Source organism: Lysinibacillus sp. UBA5990 (assembly GCF_002429815.1).
In the GTDB taxonomy this organism is placed as follows: domain Bacteria; phylum Bacillota; class Bacilli; order Bacillales_A; family Planococcaceae; genus Lysinibacillus; species Lysinibacillus fusiformis.
Genome location: NZ_DJAY01000015.1, coordinates 337,575 through 359,314 on the forward strand (window position 1 = coordinate 337,575; position 21,740 = coordinate 359,314).

Sequence of the window (21,740 nt, forward strand, 5' to 3'; positions counted from 1 at the left end):
AACAAAGGGTTGTTACTTTTGTCAAACTGACCAATAAGAAAAAAACCGCTTAAACGCTGTGATATCAGCGCTTAAACGGTTTTTAATTTGGGTATAAAAAGCTTTGTACTCTAGCGAAGCTTTCATCATTTCCAACAAAATAAATAATGTCACCTTCTTCGAATGATACATAAGGACCAGGTGATAGTAATAATTCATTACCGCGACGAATGCCGACGATAGTACTTGATGTATTTTGCCAAAAGTTTAAGGCTTGTACAGTTTGATGAATGCCTGGGCTTTCAGCAGTCATTTCCAATTGATAAGGGATAAATGGATTTACTGAACGGAAATGCTCCGTACGACTAATTAGCTGCTTTGCCTTGTCTTGTAAATTTATTAATTCATGCTGTTGCTTTTGAATACTTGTCAGAAGATCATTTTGTATTTCGTGAATGGATTGAACGTCATGAAATTGTCGGACAAAATGCGCTGCTTTTTCATACGACTTAATAATTACACCGCTACCTTTCGATGCCTCTACAATTTCTAAGTCTTGTAAAACAGCGATTGCTCTTCTAGCAGTCTCAGCAGACACATTGTATTGACTTGCAAGAGAGGATCTTGCATATATTTTATCGCCGATGCGGTATTTTCTTTCTACGATCTTGGAGGCAAGGTCGATAGCAATTTGTTGATATTTTGGCTGCTTCAGTTGCACAGTTTTTTCTAAGTTCATTTTAAACTTCCTTTCGTCATTACGGTACCACAGCTTATTATAGACTAGCCTGCACAGAAAAAATAGCATCTCCATAAGCTAGTAGTATATGATAAAAAAGTAATGCTAAAATTTTTGTATCTACTATTAAAAATCATAGGATAGTAGCCGTTGTTTGACACTTTTAAGTTATTATTATAAACTAAGTTACGTTATGTAAGCGTTGTGAAAATACATGTGCTCAGTTGGTGTTTTTAACCAACTGTTTCCTATAGAAGGTTGGAGATTAATATGACAATTACTACTAAAATTATGGACATAGTGAAAGATAAAATGACAGTTATAAAGCACACGAATACAGAAAATATTTGCCTAGTTGGTCCTGTGAATTTGCCCGTTAAACAAGGTGACTTTTCTGCTACTTTTCAGTGGTATAACTGGCTTACAGTAGATGTGAATGTATCAAAAGAAGAAATAATTGATGGCTTAGCCACAGCCAATTTGGCTTTTTTACAGCAATCATCAGTTCTTGTATATGGTGATTTTACCCATTCAGAAGATGCTTTAATCCGTATGCATAGTATTTGTCACACAGGTGACATATTTGGCAGTCAGCGCTGTGATTGTGGGTATCAATTGCATGAATCTATGAAAATGATTGTAGAGCACGGCTGTGGAGCTATTTTTTATTTAGCTGATCATGAAGGGCGAGGCATTGGTTTATTCTCTAAATCACTCGCTTATTTATTACAAGAAGAAGGGCTAGATACAGTAGAGGCAAACCATGCACTCGGCTTCCCTGATGATACTCGTTCATATGAAGAAGCACTTGCAGTTTTAGCTACTCTACGTGCAAAGCCTGTGACGCTTATTACAAATAATCCTAAAAAATTGGCTGCTTTACAGGCTCGAGGCTTGGCGGCAGAAGGGCATGTTCCTTTATGGGGTGGCTTAACGGAAACGAATCGTTTTTATTTGGAAACGAAGGTTGAGAAATCTGGACATTTACGAGAAAAACAATAAGTGGAGGTGGCGACCATGACTAATAAAGACGAAAAATACATGCAACTAGCTCTAGACCTAGCAGCTAGTGCAAAAGGCAATACAAACCCTAATCCACTTGTTGGGGCGGTAATTGTCAAAAATGACATCATTGTAGGTACTGGTTTACACAGAAAAGCAGGCGAACCACATGCAGAAGTTCATGCTTTTCGTATGGCTGGCGAACATGCACAGAATGCTACACTATATGTCACGCTTGAACCTTGTTCACATTTTGGTAAAACGCCTCCTTGTGCGAATCTAGTGAAGGAATCAGGCGTTAGTCGAGTTGTGGTTGCCATGCAAGATCCTAATCCTACTGTAGCAGGTCGTGGCATTCAATTGCTGCGCGATGCAGGTATAGCAGTGGAGGTCGGTGTTTTGGAGCAACAAGCACGCCGTTTAAATGAACGCTTTATCCATAACATGCTTACTAAAAGACCGTTTGTAATTTCAAAATTTGCTATGACTGTAGATGGGAAAATTGCTACGCATACAGGTCATTCTAAATGGGTAACAGGTGACGCTGCACGTGAGGATGTCCACCATATTCGCCACGAGGTAGATGGCATTCTAGTTGGTGTTGGTACAGTCATCGCTGACAATCCATCTTTAACAACAAGATTGAGCGACGGCTTTGGGAAAAACCCAACACGTATCATTATGGATAGTTTATTACGTACACCGCTTGATGCGAATGTGATCAATACGGAAGAAGCCCCAACAATTCTAGTTTGTAGCAATGAGGTTAGCCAAGAAAAGGTCGATTCATTTACTAATAAAGGCCTCACAGTTTTACCTATTGAGAAGAACGAACATGGGCTAAATATTGATGAAATGCTTGCAAGACTTTATGAACACGGCATTACAGATATTTTGCTAGAGGGTGGTAGTAAAGTGAATGCTTCATTTTTACAGCAAGGTGCCATTGACAAGTATGTGATTTATATAGCGCCAAAGGTTCTAGGAGGGAATTTATCCTTAACGCCATTTGCGGGCTATAACCCCTCTTTAATGAGCGAGGCATGGGATATTGAATTTGCCTCATTTGATAAGGTAGGCGAGGATTTACGTATCATCGCTTATCCAAAGCAAGGTGAAGGAAATTGAACTATGAAGCGGATGTTTGTATAGTAGGGGCTGGACCAGCTGGGGCACTTTTATCTTATTTATTGGTCAAAAAAGGGCTTTCGGTCATTCTACTAGAGCAAAATGCGGCCTTAGGTAAGTCTTTTCGTGGCGAACATTTAAATGAAGAAGGCGAGGCTGTTTTAAAAAGTCATCAACTTTTCGAAGCAGTCGAGTCGCTTGGCTTATTACGTATGGAGAAGCTAGAATATTACGCAGATGGTAATGCCTTTAAAACAGTTTTTCCTAATGACTCAGTCGGTCATCTTGGAATTCATGTACCTCAAGCAAATTTATTAAAGGGGATTTTACAAAAAGCGCTGCTATACTCTCACTTTACTTGCCTGCTACATACGAAGGTAACGGAGCTCATTGAGGACGCACCAGGTAATTATAAAGGCGTCATTGCAATAAAAGATGGAACAACCATAAAGATCAATAGTCAACTAATAATTGGTGCTGATGGACGCTATTCTACGATTCGTAAGGCAGCACATATTGATGTTCAAAAACAAAAACATGGCTTTGACTTACTATGGGCTAAAATTCCAGCTCCTTCAGGCTGGGAGCCCTCTATTAAAATGGCATTAATCGGAGATAAGCAACTATCATTGTTCACGCAAGTTGGTGGCTCTATTCAAATTGGATGGAATATTGAACAGGGGAGCTATCCACAGCTCCGAAAACAATCATTTACACCTTTTATCCAACAGCTTACCATGCAATTTCCTGCATTATCTGAGCCAGTAAGGGAGCATATTCAGTCTTGGAAAGATTTTGTGCTGTTAGATGTTTTCAGCTGCCACTGTAGCTGTTGGGGTACGCAAGGTCTTGTGCTATTAGGTGATGCGGTCCATACGATGACGCCGACCGGAGCATTTGGCCTGAACAGTGCGTTAAAAGATGCTGATTGTTTGGCATCTCTATTAAATAAAGATTCATTAGCTCATTTTAATGTTCAAGATTTTCAGCATATGCGAGAGCAAGCTATTGAGGATGTTTTAGCAGTACAAATAGAAAGGGAACAAACTTTTTCTGCTCATTTTGTCAATAGAGCATCATGAAAGGAAGTAACACCTAATGAAATTTGGTTTTGACATTGATGATACACTAATAGATTTACGGGCACATGCCTTTGCCATTTACAATAAAAAAATGGAAAAAAATATTCCAATTGATATTTTTGATACGCTAAAAAGAGTTGAAATTCATGAGCCATTTGGCTTATCAGATGCAGAGGGAGCAGCGATGTGGAACAGTTCATTAGAAGAAATTTATTTTACGAACTGTCCTTCTTTTGAAGGGTCATTAACAGTGCTGCAAGCTTTAGTGGATCATGGCCATGATATTTACTACATTACCTCTCGTCCGAAGCAATTTTGTAAGCAAACAAAAGAATGGATGGAAGCACAAGGATTTCCGATAAAAGAGGGCCATTTTTTCTGTGGCATGCAAGATGCCGAGAAGGTAGCGATTATAAAAGAGCTTGCTTTAGATGTTTATGTAGATGATAAACCAGCCGTGCTGGAGACACTTCACAATATACAGACAAAAGTAATTTTAAAAAATCAATCTTATAATCAGCATGTTGAGTTACCAAGATTGCATCATTGGCAGGATTTTTTAGCACTTATTGAAGCGTAAGATTTTTTATATGGTTGAACCCCAAATTATAGTGACTGATAAAGTTACCTGTTTGGGGTTCTTTTTAGTCAATAAAAATGAAATAGTAGATTGATTTAGAATGAAATAGAGTAACGTCGCTCATTTCCACGACTGGGATTGCGCCTTACGTTCCAATCTGCTTTATGACGAAGCATCCAATTAATGTCGGATATTGATTTTTTCCTACATGTATTCAAAATTAATGAAATCGATTAAGCTGGAAGCGTGTTAAATTTTGCTTACATTCACCATGTAACGTTAATTCTGCGAGAGCTTCTCCAACGGCACTGCTAAATTTAAAGCCATGACCTGAAAACCCTGCCGCAATTATAATATTTTGATGAGTAGGTAAGAAATCAATGATGAAATCTTCATCTGGCGTCATAGAATATTTGCACGTTTTCCCGTATTTTAATGCTCCATGCCGAGGCATAAATTGCTGAATGAAATGTTGTAAATCTGCACGATCATTGTCATCGAATGGATGAAGAGGCCTATTTGGATTTATTTCTTCGCCACCATCATGTCGACCTAGCTTTAGTCCTGCACCATCAATACTAGGGAAGCCATAGTAAGAGGAATCGGCGAATTCGAAGCAATAGGCTGGAAAGACCCCTTCACTATAAAGCTGTTCATCCGCTTCGAACCATGCAAAGGTTTTTCGCGTTGGTGTAACAGGAAGGGCGATGTCCAGCGTTTGAAGTAGCTCGGTTGCCCATGCCCCTGTAGTGACAATTAATTGCTTTGCCTCATAGACTTGATTGGCCGTTTGAACTTGCACAATTTCTCCAGCTTGGATGCCAACAACTTTTTCATTTGTCTGTAAGCGTGCCCCAGCTTCCAAAGCTAGCTTTTTATAGGCTCGAATACATGCTTCAACTCGAAGGACACCAGCTGTCGGCTCAAAGCATGCCACCAAATTGGCCGATAAAGATAATCCAGGCCACTTGTTCATGGCTTCAGCTGCTGAATAGTGTTCGAGGGCTAATTCATGAAGTGTAGCACTGGCTTTTACATTTTGAATAAAACTGCAGGTTGGTTCTCCGATATTTACTACCCCAGTTTGTAAAAATAAGTTTTCATCTGCCAAAGATTCGAGCTCCTGCCATAGCTCACCGGCTCTTTTAACGAAAGGTACATAGCTAACTCCCTCCCCATAGGCAAAGCGAATAATTCTTGTCTCTCCATGATGGCTACCTTCCTCATGTGGGGGATCGAAAGCATCCAGCATCAAGACATTTTTTCCTACCATCGCTAAATAATAACCTGCTGCCATCCCCATAGAGCCTGCCCCAACTATAATGACATCATATACCATAATAATCCCTACTTTTTTGCTCAAGTATAACAGATTGCTAGAAAATGAAACAGAAATTTTTGAAAAATTAAACATGTACAACCCTCGCTCACCAATAGGGAAAGAGGGTTGTACATGAAATTGTTGATTATTTTGAGCGTGGTAGTATTTTATTGAGGACAATGGCTACAAGTGCAGCTGTGGCAATTGGTGAGCCGAATAAATATTGAACAGTTGTCGGTAATGAATACAAGAAATCATCTGGTAATAATGTCAGTGCTAACGTTAAAATGACTGGAATAGCAATTACATACATTTCCTTTTCGCCAATATGTTCATTTTTCATGACCTGTAAACCACTAATAGCAATAATGCCGCATACAATGACAAACACTCCTCCGATGACAGCAGATGGAATTGCTGAAATGAGCGCTGCTAATTTACCAGAGAAGCCAAAAACAATAAACCAAATACCCGCAGCGATAAATACCCGACGACTAGCAATTCCTGTAATGGAAATTACCCCTGCATTTGTTGAGTAACCAGTTACTGGTGTAGAACCTAGTAATGAAGCTATAAAACAGCCAATACCTTCACCGACAACACCGCGATTAATTTGCTTATCCGTTAAAGGTTTGTCGATGACATTACTAATAGCAAACCATGTTCCAGTTGTTTCCGCCATTAAGACAATATAAATAATGACCATTGTAACAATGGCAGAAATATTAAAACTAAAGCTGAAATCAGCGAAAGGAATTTGAGGCATACTAAACCATTTTGCTTGTGAGACAGCTGATAAATTTATAACTCCCATCATATTTGCAGCAATACTACCGACTATTAAAGCAATAATAACGGAGCCAATACGGAATAGGCGCCCCTTTTGATGGAAGACTGTACCTAACATCACACAAATCATTAAGACAACTGCTGAAATCAACGCTAAATAAATATTTTGTTGAATGGATGCACCTGCTCCATTAAAAATATTATCGCTTAAACCGACAGGCATTAACGATAGACCAACAACAAAAATAATTGTTCCCCCTACAATTGGCGGAATAAATGTTTGTACAATTTTATTGAAGATACCTGTGTAGCCTAAAATAATTACTAAAATGGCACCAACTAAGCTTGCGCCTAATATTGTGCTCCATCCTAAATCCCCACTACCACTTGCTGCGTAAATACCAACGATGGCTCCTAGCGGAACATAAGAAGGACCTTGTGCCATTGGTAATTTCATGCAGAAATGTGTTTGTATAATAGTTGCAAGCCCTGTAGCAATAAAGGTTGATTGGATTAATGCACTGGCTTGACCAGTTTGTAAGCCAATTAGCATGGCGATTAAAAATGGGACAACGTAAACATCCATTGCCATGACATGTTGTAAACCTAGTAGCGCTGATTGACCAATCGAAACTTTTTCATCTGGTAGTACGGTTAATTTTGTTGTTTTTCTCGTTGTATTAGTTAGTTTGCTTTGTTGCGTTTCCACGAAGATGTGCACCTCATAATGATAAATTTTTAATAGACAGTTGGTGAATCATTAGTCCCTTGAATGAACTTTATTCCCTTGGACCCAAACTTCACGGATATTTTCAGGACGGACAAGATACATCACTTTTTGGAAAATATCGTGTAAAGCTTCTTGACTATCAAAAATCGGAAGCTTTGCAGAATGGGTTTTTGTATCTATGATTTGTACATCCCATGTATAATTTTCCTGTAAACGACCAATTGGTAGGCTTAAGCTTTCACCGCCACCAGCTGTCGCTAGATAAAAGGCTTCATTAATCGTAATACGTGAATTTGGAACACCACGTTTATTGGCTGTGATTGCTGTATCTACACCATCCTCAAGCATTCTTGATGACATGACAGCCTGTCTTGCATTATCGAAAAGGCTAGGCGAAAATCCGCCTGATATATCTGAACCTAATCCAATATCAACCCCGAGTGCATGGAATCGGGAAATGGGAATAACGCTATTAGCAAAATAGGCATTAGAAATTGGGCAATGACCGATAGCTGTGCCTGTCTCTGCAAATAATCGTGCATCATCATCGCTTAGAAAATTACAATGGGCCATAACAGATTTTTCGCCTAATAAACCAAAATCATGGAGAGCTTCAGCATCATTTTTGTGGAATCTTTCCTTGACGTAGCCATGTTCCCAATCACTTTCGCTACAGTGAGATTGGATATGTGTATTGTATTTTGCTGCTAATTCCCCTAAGCCCTTTAAAGCATTGTCGGTACAACTTGGAATGAAGCGAGGAGTGACAACAGGATATACACCTTGCTTAGTTGTCTTTGCCAATTCCTTAACAGCTAAAATGAATTCTTCTGTATCAGCAAGAGCTGTTAGTGTAGTAGCATCTCGGTAAAAATGAGGATTTTGTTCAGGGTCATCCATCACCACTTTTCCGACTAATCCTCGTTGCCCCTTTTCAGCACAAATTTTTGCTAAAAGAATACTAGCCTCTTTATGAACCGTCGCGAAATATAAGGATGTTGTAGTGCCGTTAGCAAGGAGTGTGCTCACTAAATCTTCGTAAACCTCTTGGGCAAATGTTAAATCTGAAAATTTTGATTCGATAGGAAAGGTGTATGTGTTCAGCCAATCGTAAAGTGGTATGTCTAAAGCTGTACCAGATTGTGCCCATTGTGGTGCATGTACATGCAAGTCGACAAATCCTGGTAAGAAATATTGACCTTCATCTAATTGATGAAAATGTTTGTGGTGTTGGTATGTAGTTATTAATTGTTGGTAATCAGCATGTTCAGGAGAGACTGTTTTTTCAATCATGCCATCTGCATTAATGAAAAATAAATAGTCTTTTAAAATCTGAACTTCAGTAGCAGATTTACTAGTAAAAGCTGTTCCTTTGAAAATTTGCGTATATTCAGCCATAAAAACCACCTTAATGTTCGTTTATTGATAATAACACGGATTATTATAGGCTATTTAAACTATTAAGTCTATAAAAAAACGAATAATAATAGAGGGTGGTTTGAGGGGAGTTAATGTCTCAGCCTACATTTTTACAGCTTTGACAGACGATGAAAGATAGAAAAAAGGCGCTCTTTTTTAGTGCCAGAGTGCCTTTTCTCTAAGAGATTGTTTCATTAATGATATGAAGAAAGTTATTAAAAGAAGAAGAATGATGTTGTTCATTTTTCCGTGTACAAAGATAAATCGGGCGCTGAATGTCTATGTCTTTAATAAACACTCGTGCTATTTGTTGCTGCTGAATAAAGCTGGATGCTGCTATAGATGGGGCAAGCATCGTCCCGAAACCAGCTGCAATTGCATGAATGGACTCATTAATTCCATCTAATTGTAGTCCAACTTTAGGTGGGGGTATTTTATGTACTTTACATAATGCATATAAATATTCCTTTGTGGAGCTACCATCTTCCCTTGTGACAAAGGGCTGTTGCATGAGTTCTGAAAGTGAAACCGTTTGCCCAGCTAACGTGTGTTTGTATGGCACGATAAACCAATAATCTAAATTCATCAGAAATTGGTAATTAATATCAGGATGATGACCATCTTCTTTAACGATAAAGGCTAAATCTGCTTTATAATGGAGTAACTCTTCTATTACTTGTTGTGAATTAGCTGTTTTTAAATGAATATGGGTAGTGGGGTAGACTTGTTTAAAATGAGCCAATAATTTAGGTAATAAAAAATGAGAAGGCACATGTGTGGAAGCAATTTGTAATTCCTCACGGCCTGTATTTTTTAACTGTTCTACTTTATTTTCGATATCTATTTCTAAATCAAATAAGCGCTGTGCTTGTTTATATAAAAAGGCGCCGCTCTGAGTTAGTGTAATACCTCTACCTTTTGATTCTAGCAATGTTAAACCTAGTTCTTTTTCTAAATTTCGAATTTGAATGGTTACAGCGGGCTGACTAATCCTAAGTGCTTGCGCAGCTTTGGAAACACTATTGAACTCGGCTACCTTTGTAAATAACCGCAGTGCATGTAGATTCATGTTAAACACACCTTTTATAAATTATTTTTATGATTTTATATAGATTATATATTAGATTTATTAATTTTGGCTCGGTATCCTGTATATTACAATAGGGAAAAGGGGGGGCACTATGAATCGCCAACATATGGGGATTGTTTTCGGAGGAATTTTATTACTCGTCATCGCTATGGGGATTAGTCGATTTGCTTTTACGCCGATTCTACCGTTTATGCGACAGGATGTAGGATTTTCTTTAGAAGTTGCTGGGTTTTTAGCTTCAAGTAATTATATTGGCTATTTCATTGGGGCACTATGGGCAGGCTTTATTCATCGTCAGCGTAAACAAATTTTAATGGTAAGTGTTATTTTTAATGTCCTATCAGTTGGATTAATGGGTTTGATTGATCTGTATAGTATATGGTTAATTCTCCGATTAATCGCTGGTATTACAGGTGGACTAATTTTTGTTTTAACGTCTAGTATTGTCATGGATTATTTGGCGAAACACTCACTATCCCGATGGTCGGGCTATGTATTTAGTGGTATAGGGCTAGGGATTGCCATTTCAGGTATATGCGTTCCTCTTATTGAAGCGAGACTTGCATGGCAAGGAACATGGTTAGGACTAGGCATACTATCAGTTGTTTTTTTACTGATTACTACTATTTTATGGAGAGGTTTAGAGATTCAAGATACTTTAAAAGTAGCACAATCTTCTAATACGAAAATGACAAAGGGCTTTATGCCATGGCTTATTCTGTCATATGGACTTGAGGGGCTTGGCTATATTATTACTGGTACTTTTTTAGTTGATATTATTCATAATATTCCTTCTCTCCAAGCGTACTCTTCGTATAGCTGGGTCATTGTAGGATTAGCGGCAATACCGTCAGCACCTGTTTGGACGATCTTATTAGAGAAGTTTTCAGCAATAAAAATTTTATTTGTGGCATACATACTTCAAGTAGTAGGCATCTTGTTACCTGTATTTTCACAAAATGTATGGAGTGTATTGCTAGCATCATTTTTATTTGGTCTAACCTTTGTAGGTATTGTGACACTGACTACTTCCTATGCACGGCAACTTTTTCCTACACAGAGCGGATTTGTTGTATCATTACTAACAACGTTTTATGCATTTGGACAAATAATTGGACCTATTGTCGCAGGACAGTTGGTCGATATTTATACTAGCTATAAGGCAGCACTAGTCTTTGCGGGAATAATCGTCTTTTTGGCATTACTTGTGATGTTAGTGGGCAGATGGCTAACCATTAAAAAAGAAGCCGTTGCTGAACATACCATTTCTATATAAAGCATAAAAGCCAGAAATCCTATATGGATTTCTGGCTTTAGTCATTTACTTAAAGAAGGCGTGCCTCTATCTAAATGATATTAAAAAATTAAATAAAAGTCTATATGTTTTTTTCTTTATATGGAAAAATAGACAAGTGCACAAGGGACGTAACGTTGCGAATTTACATTGAAAAGAGGTATTTTTATGGATACAGAACAAGCCATTAAACGTTGGAATCAATATGCGGAAAGGTATACGGCTAATTATAATGAGTATGGTGATACTCATCGTGAAGTACTATTAAATCCCACTATCTTTTCTTTACTGGAAGAGGTGAATGGAAAGCATATATTAGATGCGGGGTGTGGCGAAGGATACTTAAGTAGATTACTAGTGAAAAAAGGGGCTATCGTAACGGCTGTTGATTTTTCACAAAAAATGCTGGACATTGCTATGGAAAGAACACCGCAGCAGTTGCCAGTCCAATTTTTTTATGGTAATTGTGAAAATTTAGCGTTCTTAGCAGACAACCAATTTGATCGTATCGTTTCAAATATGGTTCTCCAAGATTTAGAGGATTATCGTGCCACAATACGTGAGATGTATCGTCTTTTAAAGCCGAATAGCACTTTTATTTTTTCAATATTGCATCCCTGCTTTGTCACGCCAAATAGTGGATGGATTAGACATGAGCAGCTGGTTCAGCAGTATTGGAAGGTACAGCGTTACTTTTATGAAGGCGTTTATCAACAACTAGCTGCTGACCCACCGCTTATATTGTTTCATCGCACACTAACAAGCTATGTGGAAGCAATTACGGAAGCTGGCTTTCATATAGAAAAAATTGTAGAGCCTAGACCGTCACAAGAGATGCTTGAGAAGTATCCTCAATTTGAGGAGGATTTGCATTGTGCTGATTTTATTGTATTTAAGTTGAAAAAATAAGGAGGAGAGCCCATGAGATTATTTCATGTTAGTGAAGACCCTACGATAACGATTTTTCATCCTCGTATACCTGAGCGACCAGATTTAGATGCCAGTAAAGGTCTTGTATGGGCGATCAACGAGAGATGCTTGCCTAATTATTTAACTCCGAGAGATTGTCCGCGTGTTTGTTTTCGTGCTGGGAGTCAAACTACAGAGCAGGACAGACAGCATTATCTCAAAACAGCGCCTCATGTCGTGGTTATTGAACGCAAATGGTTGGAGGTATTGAAAAATACAAGACTATACCTATATGAGTTTGAGAGAAATGGATTTACGCTACAGGATGAAAATGCGGGCTATTCGGTTAGTGAAACTGCTCAAATTCCTATTGCGTTATTTGAAATCGATGATATATGTAGTGCATTGCTAGAACGTAATGTCGAATTAAGAATAGTAGATAGCCTATGGGACATTCATGATGAAATTCAGCATACAACGTTACATTGGTCAATGTGTCGAATGCGTTTCGCAAAGCCAAGATATTAAGTAAACAAGCCTCGTCATGTACTTTTTACATAGACGGGGCTTAGTAATTTATTATACTTTAGATGTTTGTTCAATCGGTGTTGAAGAGATATTGACTAATTTTTTGTCTTGATAAGTAAAGATGTATTCGTAGTTCGTTGGTTCATTAAGCATTGTAGGCAAATAATACTTTAAATCCGCAATGCCTACATTTTCAGGGTGGAAAATCCATTTAAGCTCTTTCCAATCAAGAATGCCCTCTGCAACCTTTATCGGTGTAACATATGTAAATGAATCAGGAATTTCTGCTATAAACGCATACATACAGCCATAATCAATGACCCCATCTGTCCATGTGATTTTACCTTTATAAGTAATATCCTCAACCGTAATACCTGTCTCTTCTTTAATTTCTCTTAGGGCACCAGCTAAAGGTGTTTCATTTTGTTCAATTTTACCACCTACACCATTCCATGCGCCCATCCAAGTTGGATAGTCTCTATTAAGTAATAGGATGTGCTCACCCTTTTTTAGAAAACAAATCGTAAATTCCACGAAAATCTACTCCTCCTACTTTTCTTTATAAATTCCTTTTCAATTTCTTAGAAAGCAATATCGATGGCTAAACCCTATTTTAGAACTGCTTTGATAAGTATTGTATCAGAGAAAATGCTAGGCCACTTGGTAATTTTTCAGCGACACATGTTAAAATGATGTTATTCAATATAAACGATGATCCTAGAGGGGAGAGGGCTAGCAGTGATTTTAATAAGTGCTTGTTTAGCAGGATTAAATGTTCGTTATAACGGAACGAACTGTATAGATGATAGAGTACAAAAGCTTGTGTTAGAGAAAAAGGCTATCACCGTTTGTCCTGAGCTAATGGGAGGTTTTTCAACTCCTCGTGAGCCTGCTGAAATAGTGGGAGGCAATGGAGAAGATGTTCTTGATGGCAAAGCTACCGTTATTGAAAGGTCTGGCCGTGATGTCACAGAGCTTTATATAAAGGGGGCATATGCGACCTTACAGAAAGCGCTAGAGGTGGGGGCGACACAGGTTGTCTTGAAGGAAAATAGCCCGTCCTGTGGCAGTGCAGCGATTTATAATGGTGAGTTCAATGGTATGAAAATAGTAGGGGAAGGCGTAACCACTGCCTTACTCCGAAGAAATAATATTGTCGTGCTATCGGAAGTAGATGTTTAGTGAATTACGTTTCCTCCAGAAATCATTCCATGAAAATGGCCCCTAATTTGTAGGGGCCAATTTTATTCCACAATTAATAATCGAGGCGAAGTCTTAGCTATAACTTTGGTAGAGACCCAGCCGCCAAAACAAGCTGCTATAACACTTACCAGGCTTATTCCGATACTCATCGGCCAGTTGATCACAAGTGGAAGTTCAAGTAAGCCGTATTCTAAAATGATCGAATGAAGAGCAAGTGGAATTAATTTTATACCGATAATAATTCCTCCGATTGCCCCGAATATAGAAAGGATTAAAATACCGGATGTAATCGACCACCTAATATTTGGAGAGGTCATTCCAATGGACTTATAAATTCCATACGTACTACTTTCTTTTCTAACATTAATTCTCGATAAACTAAAAATAATGATGCATGTGACGATGATAAATAAAATGCCAACGGTTGAAAGTGGGATGATTAATACTGCTACAACTTCTTTAAAAACAGCATCAAGTAATACTTGTTGTGTGACTGCTGATATAGAACTTTTAAAGTGAGCACTCAAATCCTCGGCAATTTGAGGAGCGGATGTATCATCAAATAGATTCATCATACTAATTTCAGAAGCAGAATAGGTAGCGTTATAAACTTTAATAACATCTGCTGAAATTCTCGCCGAGTTCGACATATTCGCTATAGATTGATAGATGCCTGTAATGATCAGAAAGTGCTGCTTCCCCTCAATGTAAACTTCTACAATATCTCCTGTATTTTTATTTAAAGATCGCGCGACATTAATGCCGATAGCTATCTCATTTTTACTTATAGGATTACGTCCAAACATGGTTTCGTAGCCAACGGCATCAAAGCTACCCTCGATTACATTAACACTGATATTTAATGGCGAATTGTTGTCGTTAGGAAGTACTCCCGTGAATTGATCCAACCATGCATAATCTTTAATACGTTTATCTTCCATTAAAAAATCTTCAAATTGTTGTTTTGAAAATGTCTCTTTATTAAAAACAGTTACTATTACATGTGATGCATCATACCCCCACAAAGGTGATGTTTCTTTGATAGAGATAAAACTATTCAATATGACCACACTAAAGACGAGTATGGCAGACGTTATAGAGGTAAGCACTATAATAAGGATGGAACTTTTTAAATTCTTTGTTATGCTTTTCAGTCCAATTTGAAGTTGAATGGGTAGATTAGATAAACGAAATAGTCTACTCGAGCTGCTTCTACGGCGATTTATTTTACTATTTGCACTTTCCGACATACCATACTTGATTGCTTGGACAGGTTCCACCTTCCGCGCCTTGTTCGAGTAGAAATAGGCGGTGAGTAGCACAATACCAAATAGAATGAGGGCAATCAGCACGGTAAGTCGAGTATCTTGGTAAATTGCTAAAAGATTTCCGGCTTTAAGATACGATAAGGAGCTTTCTATAATGATTCTGGACAAAAATTTACTTACTATGAGTCCAGGAATGATCGAGAAAGCAGACAATAAGCCAAATTGCAATACGTAAGTAGCACTTATCTTTTGAGACGATAGACCGAGAGATTTCATAACACCAATTGTTCTGTAGTTCGTTAAAATGGCGTCAGAAATGCTAAAACCAATGATAAATAAAGATACTAAAAGCATAGCTATACCAAAGGCAATCATAATAAAGCCAATGATTTTATTAATAATTAAATAAAAAGAAGCTATTTCTTCATATTCCATTTTAGATTCAAGATAAGGTCCTTGCAGATAGTTTTCAAAATCACGCCAATAGTTGGAGCTTTGCTGATAATCGTCAAAGCGTAGTGCCATCATGTATTGTTCAGAACCGATCATAGAGGTTAAATGCAGCTGATAGTCAGTATTGTTCATCCAAATACGAGCGTTTGTTGTAAAGGGTCCACCATACGGCATATCTACTACAATACCTGAAACCATTAAGCTAAACGTTCTCTCACCTGTATTAAATTCAATTGCATCGCCGAGTGAAATGTGAGCACTTGTTGCCAATGAGGTAGGAATCCATATTGTCCCTTTAGGTGGAGATGTTTGCTTTTCTCCCTCAGAAAATAATAATTGATCAATCATTGAAGGCGTTCTTGGTGTATCCATCATAAATAAATAGAGATTGGGCATTTCTTTCCCTTTGAAAGTAATTCCAGATAAATTTCTATAGGGTATTAAACCGGAGGAAGTTACCCCTTGCTGCTCCTGCCACCAATGGTTTACGGCAAAAGGGTTATGGACATCTTCACCCATTGTTAAAATTTGATGGGCACCATTTGAATCAGAATGGGCTTTTTCAAAAATATTGTTAGTATTAATTAGTATGGTTACAGAAGTAGCGAGTAAAAGCGTTGATAGGAAAATAAGGACAACCATCAGACTATTTTGCAATTTTCTTTTTCTTAAATAGGAGGAACAAAGAGTAACAATTGCGTACATCGACTACTCCTTTCCAGCAACATAAGAAAAGATAATATGTTCTCGCTCTTGTATGTTAAGGTGATCATATTTTTCGAAGTTTAATATCCCATCTATTTTTCCATCTTGAATGATAATAAGACGATTCGCACGACAAGCCGCCTTCATATCATGTGTTATCATAACAACAGATTGCCCATTTCTATTTAAATTAGTTAAAATATCTAATACGGCTACACCTTGATCGTAATTTAAACTACCAGTTGGTTCATCCGCAAAGAGCACTTCAGGATTATTGACCAATGCTCTAGCAATAGCAGCTCGTTGTTGCTGACCACCTGATGTTTGAGAAGGTAAACGATTTCGTTGATTGTCAAGACCCATTAAATGTAATAGCTGTTCTGCTTTTTGGATAATTACTTTTTTATTTGTTTTGGCGATGTATCCAGGGAGAGCGATATTTTCAAGCAGCGTCAAATCAGGAATGAGATTGCTATTTTGATAGATATAACCAACCTTCTGTGAACGAAAAGTCGCTAACCTTCTTTCTGAAAAGGTATCAAGTTTCTCACCCTGAAAGTAAATTTCACCTGCCGTGATCGTATCAAGCCCACTTAAAAGATAAAGAAGAGTTGATTTACCAGACCCGGAATTCCCCATAATAACAGTGAAATCCCCCTTATAAATATCAATATTCATATTTTTAATGGCATGGAATTGCTCGCTACCGGTTGAATAGGTTTTACATACATTTTGTGCTTGTATCAGTACTTCTTTCTCCATAGTATGGGCTCCTTTTGATTCATTTTCTTTAGTGTAATATGTAATTATTAGTAAGTCCTTATGAAATTATTAATAAATTCTTACAGTCGGAGTAACCTTTTCAACTAAAAAACGTTGTAATAATCGATTTGAAAGATGTCATAAAAGGAGATGGAAGTTATGCCATTAACATTTGCTCATCCAGCAGCGGTCCTACCTTTTTCTCGAAAAAGTAACTATATTCATTTTTCTGCCTTGGTATTAGGTAGTATGTCTCCAGATTTCGAATACTTTTTAAGGGGACGGCCAATAGGGGAGATTGGCCATACATTTGCAGGGTTTTTTTTATTCAATCTTCCACTCGTTCTAATAATCTACTTGATTTATCATCGGTTTATCCATCAGCCAATCATGAGCCATTTACCAGAATTTTTACAGGATTTTAATAGCAATCAAATGGCAGGGACTAAAACATGGAAAACTATTGTTTTTAGTTATTCAGCATTATTAGGTATGCTAACCCATGTCATATGGGATTCATTTACCCATCAAAATGGGCTTATGGTGACCAATCTTCCTTTTCTTTCTCAAACATTTACTTTATTTGGATTTCATATCCCCATTTATAAGTTTTTACAGCATGGAAGTACATTGTTAGGCATGACGCTTATTTTTGGATATATGTATTACAGGGCATCTTTGATCAAACATAATAAAGTGTCCACGGTATCTCCTCAGAAAAAATTGGCCTTTTGGAGTGCGCTAGCTTTCTTAACGTTTGTTTATGTATGTCTTTGGCAGTGGATCAATAGCATTCCGTTAAGCAGCTACGGCGTATGGGTTGTCCGTATCATCGATTCATTTTTTGGTAGTGTACTGACCCTTTCAATCTGTTTAGCATATCGGGAAAGAACGATGAACGATAAAAAGACTACCAAAAATGGGAGTCTTTTTACGAGATAGGGAGTGTTAGTGTAAAGGTAGTGCCTTCCTCGTGCTTGCTATGAAATGAAATTGAACCATAATGTTCCTCCATAATATGCTGGCAAATGGATAGGCCAAGCCCCGCTCCTTCGTTTTTAATAGCAGATTCTCTTTCGGGTTGATGACCTCTAAAGTAACGTTCAAAAATAAAGGGCATATCTTCCGGAAGCATCCCATTGCCATTATCTATTACTTGGATATAAAGTGTTTGATATTCAATATAAGTAGTAATAGTTATGGTATCTCCATTGGAGGTATGCTTTAGTGCATTGGTAACAAGGTTGGATATAACCTGCTCTAGCCGACCCTCATCTACTTGAATAAGAACATTAGGAATTATTGCAGGTTTTATAAAATGAATATTGGTTGTTTGGACATAATATTGAATCGGCAGCAAAATGTTTGTAAGGACGTCTCGGCTATATTGTTCATTTAAATGGATGGGGATGTGGCCGAGTTCCTTTAAGGCATGAATAAATAAATCATCAATGAGCCTCGACATTTTTTCCGTATTCGTCTGCATGATATGAATGTAGGACATAAGTGAATCTTCATTTCGGCAAACGCCTTCAGATATAGCGTCCAAATAAGCTTTTATGGTAGTTAGAGGTGTTCTCACATCATGAGAGATACTTGATATGAGCTTTTTTTGATTTTGCTCTTGTTCATTTTGGAGGATGACTAATTGTTTAATCTCTAATCGCATTTGATCAAATACGGCATACAATTCACCAAGCTCAGCTAATTTCGGATAGCTACTCATTTGTTCGTAATTCCCTTTGATAATTTCCTCGGTGTTTTTTTTCAGCTCATGTAAAGGTGTTAATATGTCTTTCTGTACCTTCCTGTTCATATATAAGGCTAGGCAAATAATAAAGAAGCTCAGAGCGCCCATCAAGATTACTAAAAAGAAGTAATTTGAATTTGGTTTGGAAGGGAATAGACTATCTTTGTTTAGAGAAAAAATAGCATTCCCTATCTGTTCATGGCTCACATCATTAACGATAGGAAAAGCAATATTAATTTTCCCTGGTTCTTGTTGTGATGTAAATAAATCATAATGTATATTATTTTTGATTTGAATCGTAGATGTAACGTCTTTCTCGATGGAATGGAACATTACTTTTCCATCTAGGTGAAGTATTGTAATTTCAATTTCCTGGTCATCGCTCATTTGTTGCAGCTTGCTACGTATCTCGGAATCTCGTTCTAAAATTGAAAAATGATCTTCTATGTACAATAATAGCTGATTCACGGATAATCGAATTTGATTAATTACATATTGATCCTCTGATACTTCTTGAGATTTGTGAGTAGCAAAGAATAGTATAAGGGTTGCTATAAACAATAGTCCAACACAGATGATAAGCATCCATATCCATTTGTTGATCCAATTTTTTAAGTACATTTGATTCTCCTATACGTGATTGGATGTACTGAATTTATAACCAACTCCCCAAACGGTTTGAAGATAAACAGGATGAGAAGGATTGATTTCAATTTTTTCTCGAAGCCGTCTAATATAGACTGTAATTGTATTTTCATCTCCATAGGTGTCATAACCCCAAACCGCATCAAGCAACTGACTTTTGGAGAAGACTTGATTTCTATTTTTAGCTAGAAAAAATAATAACTCAAACTCTTTTGCTGACAGGGAAATAGGCTTGTTATCGCGCAAAAAAAGATATTCCTGCTTATTAATAACGAAATGATCAATGTGAATGACATCCTTCAGAGCGTCATGTTCTTGAAGCCATCTATCCTGCCTTCGTAAATGAGCATTAATTCTTGCGACTAGCTCACTTAGTGAAAATGGTTTAGTCATATAATCATCCGCACCAAATCCTAGCCCCAATACTTTATCGGTATCACTCCCTCTAGCACTTAAAATGAGTATCGCCACATTACTAAGTTCACGGATTTTACGGCATATTTCGATCCCATCACAATCGGGTAGAGAAAGATCAAGGATCACGAAATCTGGAGTGGATTCTTGCAAATAAAGGATAGCTTCATGGCCAGTTCTTACGATATGTGAATCGAACTGATGAACGCTTAAGTAATCCTTTATAATATTGGCAATATCATTTTCGTCCTCCACAATTAGAACGTTGATGTTCTTCATTAAAACGATCTCTCCTTAATAAAAAGTCTAAATCATTTACTTCTCCGGTTAACGAGGAAGAAAAATAATGCAATGATAAGGAATGCGTAAATGATTATCCAAGCAAAATGCCAGTAAAATACGGTAGGGACTACTTCTATTTGATCGCCAATGTTCATCGTTTCTAGTGAAAAATGAACTGGCGGTAGTAGCCACAGGAAACCAGCGTGAATATTATTTTTTAAAGTAGCGATAACGACAGAAATAATTAGGATACTTATGACACCCCACCAAGTATTTTGCCTATTTTTTACAATCTCTCTTGTGAACAAGGCAGTGAGTGCAATAGCAAGAATCGATAAGCTAAAATGAGATAAGAAACCTAATACTATATGTATTGGTTTGGGTTTTTCGAAAAATGCATCAATTAGAATCGGGTAGAAGACGGAAACACAACTTAAGCTAAAAGCAATTAAGCCACAAATAATGAAAACGCCAATATTGTAGTGTGTTGGACCTTTGGCATGAAGAGTAGTAATCACCTTTTGCCCCTCATCCTCAGCATGAAATAACGTAACAGTAAACCAGCCCATTAAAAAGAACAGAATAAGCGATGTAAATGAATAGCTATCTAATATTGGATTAGGCACAAACGTATAGTTAACGACAAGACATAGGATGAAAATTGTAAAAGGTGGAACGTATTGATAGGTTCTTAAATAATTGATAAATTGATAGCGCAATAAACTGCTCATCTTTTTCGATACCTCCTTTTAAAAATGAGAAGAGAATTGTTCTTTTTTGTGATGGACATTAGCCAAATATTTAATAGAGGCATTTTTTTGTAGTAGTTTTAGCAAAATTTGATCTGAATCCTTTGCCTGCACAATCGTTATGATTTCAAAATGCCCATTCGCTAAAGGTTGTTTTTGTTGAATTTCCATCAAAGGTAAAATTTCATCGAGTAATGCTAGGCTCGCAATGTCAAATATTAGTCGATGTACAGGATGGCTATCAAAATCCTTTGTATGAATGATTTGATTTTCTTGAATAAGCAAAACTGAATCGACAAGATTTTCGAGTAATTTCGTTTCATGGCAAGTTAGAATGATGCTTAGACCTTTATCTCTTACTGTGGCCAATATTTGTTCGAAATCATTTTGTGCTTTGGCATCAAGCCCTGATAATGGTTCATCCATTATTAGTAAATCTGTTTCTTCCAGCATTGCCTGCATGATCATCACCTTTTGCCTCATTCCTTTAGAGAAGTGGACGATCCTTGTATTTTGAGATTCTTTTAATTGGAACATCTCAAGCAATTCTTTTATCTTCTTCAAAAGATGCTTTTTAGGCATACCTCGAATCCGGCCCATATGATAAAGATATTCTTGCGGTGTAAATAAAATATGGGAAGGGGTGACTTCTGGGACATAACCGACTTTTAGCGAAGTTTTATGCGTCACAATTTTACCGCTGTCTGGTTTAATGAACGCCGCAATAATTTTGAGTAAAGTGCTTTTTCCAGATCCATTTTTTCCGACAAGCGCAATAATTTCATTGGCTGCAATCAAAAACGATGTGTTATCTAAAACTGTTTTCCCATTGAATTGTTTACTAACGTTTTGTACTTCCAAAATAGTAGCCATCTTCACTCACCTTTTTTCTTTAGATAAATCTCGACCATAAAATTAT

The 21,740-nt window shown here is 37.3% G+C and carries 21 protein-coding genes; 9 read left to right on the forward strand and 12 right to left on the reverse strand.

Features of this window, described 5'->3' with window-relative positions; all coding sequences use genetic code 11:
• Nucleotides 1-82: 82 nt before the first annotated feature.
• A complete protein-coding gene (locus tag B3D94_RS14170) occupies nucleotides 83-718 on the reverse strand; it encodes a TrkA C-terminal domain-containing protein (protein ID WP_258268054.1) in 636 nt (211 codons plus the stop codon).
• Between the two features lie 270 nt (nucleotides 719-988).
• On the opposite strand from B3D94_RS14170, the gene B3D94_RS14175 reads away from it, so the two are divergent.
• The 4 genes from B3D94_RS14175 to B3D94_RS14190 are packed head-to-tail and all read left to right on the forward strand — an operon-like array spanning nucleotide 989 to nucleotide 4,510.
• On the forward strand, nucleotides 989-1,720 hold the full coding sequence (locus tag B3D94_RS14175) for a GTP cyclohydrolase II (RefSeq protein ID WP_069480487.1): 732 nt from the start codon (nucleotides 989-991) through the stop codon (nucleotides 1,718-1,720).
• 15 nt (nucleotides 1,721-1,735) lie between these two features.
• Nucleotides 1,736-2,848 carry a bifunctional diaminohydroxyphosphoribosylaminopyrimidine deaminase/5-amino-6-(5-phosphoribosylamino)uracil reductase RibD gene (gene ribD / locus B3D94_RS14180; protein WP_291757859.1) on the forward strand — a complete coding sequence of 371 codons (1,113 nt, stop codon included), beginning with the start codon at nucleotides 1,736-1,738 and terminating at the stop codon, nucleotides 2,846-2,848.
• The gene (locus B3D94_RS14185) at nucleotides 2,845-3,930 is read left to right on the forward strand and encodes an FAD-dependent monooxygenase (RefSeq protein ID WP_291757861.1); all 1,086 of its coding nucleotides are present in this window, start codon (nucleotides 2,845-2,847) and stop codon (nucleotides 3,928-3,930) included. The genes ribD and B3D94_RS14185 overlap by 4 nt, the downstream gene beginning before the upstream one ends.
• 16 nt (nucleotides 3,931-3,946) lie before the next feature.
• A complete protein-coding gene (locus B3D94_RS14190) occupies nucleotides 3,947-4,510 on the forward strand; it encodes a 5' nucleotidase, NT5C type (RefSeq protein WP_291757863.1) in 564 nt (187 codons plus the stop codon).
• A 220-nt stretch (nucleotides 4,511-4,730) separates the two neighbouring features.
• On the opposite strand, the gene solA is transcribed toward B3D94_RS14190, so the two are convergent.
• The 4 genes from solA to B3D94_RS14210 form a co-directional block, all read right to left on the reverse strand.
• Nucleotides 4,731-5,849, reverse strand: a complete 1,119-nt coding sequence (gene solA, locus B3D94_RS14195; RefSeq protein ID WP_291760566.1) for an N-methyl-L-tryptophan oxidase — start codon at nucleotides 5,847-5,849, stop codon at nucleotides 4,731-4,733.
• 127 nt (nucleotides 5,850-5,976) lie between these two features.
• Nucleotides 5,977-7,329, reverse strand: coding sequence for a uracil-xanthine permease family protein (locus B3D94_RS14200; protein ID WP_069480492.1), 1,353 nt, complete (start codon nucleotides 7,327-7,329; stop codon nucleotides 5,977-5,979).
• Nucleotides 7,330-7,380: 51 nt separating this feature from the next.
• The gene (gene guaD, locus B3D94_RS14205; protein WP_291757866.1) at nucleotides 7,381-8,748 is read right to left on the reverse strand and encodes a guanine deaminase; all 1,368 of its coding nucleotides are present in this window, start codon (nucleotides 8,746-8,748) and stop codon (nucleotides 7,381-7,383) included.
• Between the two features lie 199 nt (nucleotides 8,749-8,947).
• Nucleotides 8,948-9,838: a LysR family transcriptional regulator gene (locus B3D94_RS14210; protein WP_069480494.1), complete on the reverse strand. Its 891-nt coding sequence runs from the start codon at nucleotides 9,836-9,838 to the stop codon at nucleotides 8,948-8,950.
• 112 nt (nucleotides 9,839-9,950) lie between these two features.
• Between B3D94_RS14210 and B3D94_RS14215 the strand changes: the two genes are divergently transcribed.
• From B3D94_RS14215 to B3D94_RS14225, 3 genes are all read left to right on the forward strand, one after another.
• The gene (locus tag B3D94_RS14215; protein WP_291757868.1) at nucleotides 9,951-11,135 is read left to right on the forward strand and encodes a YbfB/YjiJ family MFS transporter; all 1,185 of its coding nucleotides are present in this window, start codon (nucleotides 9,951-9,953) and stop codon (nucleotides 11,133-11,135) included.
• Nucleotides 11,136-11,321: 186 nt separating this feature from the next.
• On the forward strand, nucleotides 11,322-12,062 hold the full coding sequence (locus B3D94_RS14220) for a class I SAM-dependent methyltransferase (protein WP_291757870.1): 741 nt from the start codon (nucleotides 11,322-11,324) through the stop codon (nucleotides 12,060-12,062).
• A 12-nt stretch (nucleotides 12,063-12,074) separates the two neighbouring features.
• Complete coding sequence (locus B3D94_RS14225; RefSeq protein WP_291757872.1) at nucleotides 12,075-12,590, forward strand: DUF6886 family protein; 516 nt, start codon at nucleotides 12,075-12,077, stop codon at nucleotides 12,588-12,590.
• A 51-nt stretch (nucleotides 12,591-12,641) separates the two neighbouring features.
• On the opposite strand, the gene B3D94_RS14230 is transcribed toward B3D94_RS14225, so the two are convergent.
• Nucleotides 12,642-13,124: an NUDIX hydrolase gene (locus B3D94_RS14230; RefSeq protein ID WP_069480498.1), complete on the reverse strand. Its 483-nt coding sequence runs from the start codon at nucleotides 13,122-13,124 to the stop codon at nucleotides 12,642-12,644.
• Nucleotides 13,125-13,328: 204 nt separating this feature from the next.
• On the opposite strand from B3D94_RS14230, the gene B3D94_RS14235 reads away from it, so the two are divergent.
• Nucleotides 13,329-13,772 carry a DUF523 domain-containing protein gene (locus B3D94_RS14235; RefSeq protein WP_291757874.1) on the forward strand — a complete coding sequence of 148 codons (444 nt, stop codon included), beginning with the start codon at nucleotides 13,329-13,331 and terminating at the stop codon, nucleotides 13,770-13,772.
• Between the two features lie 62 nt (nucleotides 13,773-13,834).
• Here the strand turns inward: B3D94_RS14235 and B3D94_RS14240 are convergent, their stop codons facing one another.
• On the reverse strand, nucleotides 13,835-16,219 hold the full coding sequence (locus B3D94_RS14240; protein ID WP_291757876.1) for an ABC transporter permease: 2,385 nt from the start codon (nucleotides 16,217-16,219) through the stop codon (nucleotides 13,835-13,837).
• 3 nt (nucleotides 16,220-16,222) lie between these two features.
• The gene (locus B3D94_RS14245) at nucleotides 16,223-16,981 is read right to left on the reverse strand and encodes an ABC transporter ATP-binding protein (RefSeq protein WP_291757878.1); all 759 of its coding nucleotides are present in this window, start codon (nucleotides 16,979-16,981) and stop codon (nucleotides 16,223-16,225) included.
• A 159-nt stretch (nucleotides 16,982-17,140) separates the two neighbouring features.
• Between B3D94_RS14245 and B3D94_RS14250 the strand changes: the two genes are divergently transcribed.
• Nucleotides 17,141-17,923 carry a DUF4184 family protein gene (locus tag B3D94_RS14250; protein ID WP_291757880.1) on the forward strand — a complete coding sequence of 261 codons (783 nt, stop codon included), beginning with the start codon at nucleotides 17,141-17,143 and terminating at the stop codon, nucleotides 17,921-17,923.
• On the opposite strand, the gene B3D94_RS14255 is transcribed toward B3D94_RS14250, so the two are convergent.
• Genes B3D94_RS14255 through B3D94_RS14270 form a run of 4 tightly spaced genes read right to left on the reverse strand, consistent with a single transcriptional unit; the run spans nucleotide 17,913 to nucleotide 21,694 of the window.
• A complete protein-coding gene (locus tag B3D94_RS14255) occupies nucleotides 17,913-19,352 on the reverse strand; it encodes a HAMP domain-containing sensor histidine kinase (RefSeq protein ID WP_291757882.1) in 1,440 nt (479 codons plus the stop codon). The two genes, B3D94_RS14250 and B3D94_RS14255, sit on opposite strands and share 11 nt — an antisense overlap.
• Nucleotides 19,353-19,361: 9 nt before the next feature.
• Nucleotides 19,362-20,069, reverse strand: coding sequence for a response regulator transcription factor (locus B3D94_RS14260; protein ID WP_069480503.1), 708 nt, complete (start codon nucleotides 20,067-20,069; stop codon nucleotides 19,362-19,364).
• Nucleotides 20,070-20,101: 32 nt separating this feature from the next.
• A complete protein-coding gene (locus B3D94_RS14265; protein WP_069480504.1) occupies nucleotides 20,102-20,803 on the reverse strand; it encodes an ABC transporter permease in 702 nt (233 codons plus the stop codon).
• A gap of 18 nt (nucleotides 20,804-20,821) precedes the next feature.
• Nucleotides 20,822-21,694 carry an ABC transporter ATP-binding protein gene (locus tag B3D94_RS14270; RefSeq protein ID WP_069480505.1) on the reverse strand — a complete coding sequence of 291 codons (873 nt, stop codon included), beginning with the start codon at nucleotides 21,692-21,694 and terminating at the stop codon, nucleotides 20,822-20,824.
• Nucleotides 21,695-21,740 lie beyond the last annotated feature (46 nt).

Coding starts and splice junctions, on each gene's coding strand:
- B3D94_RS14170 (WP_258268054.1), bottom strand. CDS start 718: ATGAACTTAGAAAAAACTGTGCAACTGAAGCAGCCAAAATATCAACAA.
- B3D94_RS14175 (WP_069480487.1), top strand. CDS start 989: ATGACAATTACTACTAAAATTATGGACATAGTGAAAGATAAAATGACA.
- ribD (WP_291757859.1), top strand. CDS start 1,736: ATGACTAATAAAGACGAAAAATACATGCAACTAGCTCTAGACCTAGCA.
- B3D94_RS14190 (WP_291757863.1), top strand. CDS start 3,947: ATGAAATTTGGTTTTGACATTGATGATACACTAATAGATTTACGGGCA.
- solA (WP_291760566.1), bottom strand. CDS start 5,849: ATGGTATATGATGTCATTATAGTTGGGGCAGGCTCTATGGGGATGGCA.
- guaD (WP_291757866.1), bottom strand. CDS start 8,748: ATGGCTGAATATACGCAAATTTTCAAAGGAACAGCTTTTACTAGTAAA.
- B3D94_RS14210 (WP_069480494.1), bottom strand. CDS start 9,838: ATGAATCTACATGCACTGCGGTTATTTACAAAGGTAGCCGAGTTCAAT.
- B3D94_RS14215 (WP_291757868.1), top strand. CDS start 9,951: ATGAATCGCCAACATATGGGGATTGTTTTCGGAGGAATTTTATTACTC.
- B3D94_RS14220 (WP_291757870.1), top strand. CDS start 11,322: ATGGATACAGAACAAGCCATTAAACGTTGGAATCAATATGCGGAAAGG.
- B3D94_RS14225 (WP_291757872.1), top strand. CDS start 12,075: ATGAGATTATTTCATGTTAGTGAAGACCCTACGATAACGATTTTTCAT.
- B3D94_RS14240 (WP_291757876.1), bottom strand. CDS start 16,219: ATGTACGCAATTGTTACTCTTTGTTCCTCCTATTTAAGAAAAAGAAAA.
- B3D94_RS14245 (WP_291757878.1), bottom strand. CDS start 16,981: ATGGAGAAAGAAGTACTGATACAAGCACAAAATGTATGTAAAACCTAT.
- B3D94_RS14250 (WP_291757880.1), top strand. CDS start 17,141: ATGCCATTAACATTTGCTCATCCAGCAGCGGTCCTACCTTTTTCTCGA.
- B3D94_RS14255 (WP_291757882.1), bottom strand. CDS start 19,352: ATGTACTTAAAAAATTGGATCAACAAATGGATATGGATGCTTATCATC.
- B3D94_RS14260 (WP_069480503.1), bottom strand. CDS start 20,069: ATGAAGAACATCAACGTTCTAATTGTGGAGGACGAAAATGATATTGCC.
- B3D94_RS14265 (WP_069480504.1), bottom strand. CDS start 20,803: ATGAGCAGTTTATTGCGCTATCAATTTATCAATTATTTAAGAACCTAT.
- B3D94_RS14270 (WP_069480505.1), bottom strand. CDS start 21,694: ATGGCTACTATTTTGGAAGTACAAAACGTTAGTAAACAATTCAATGGG.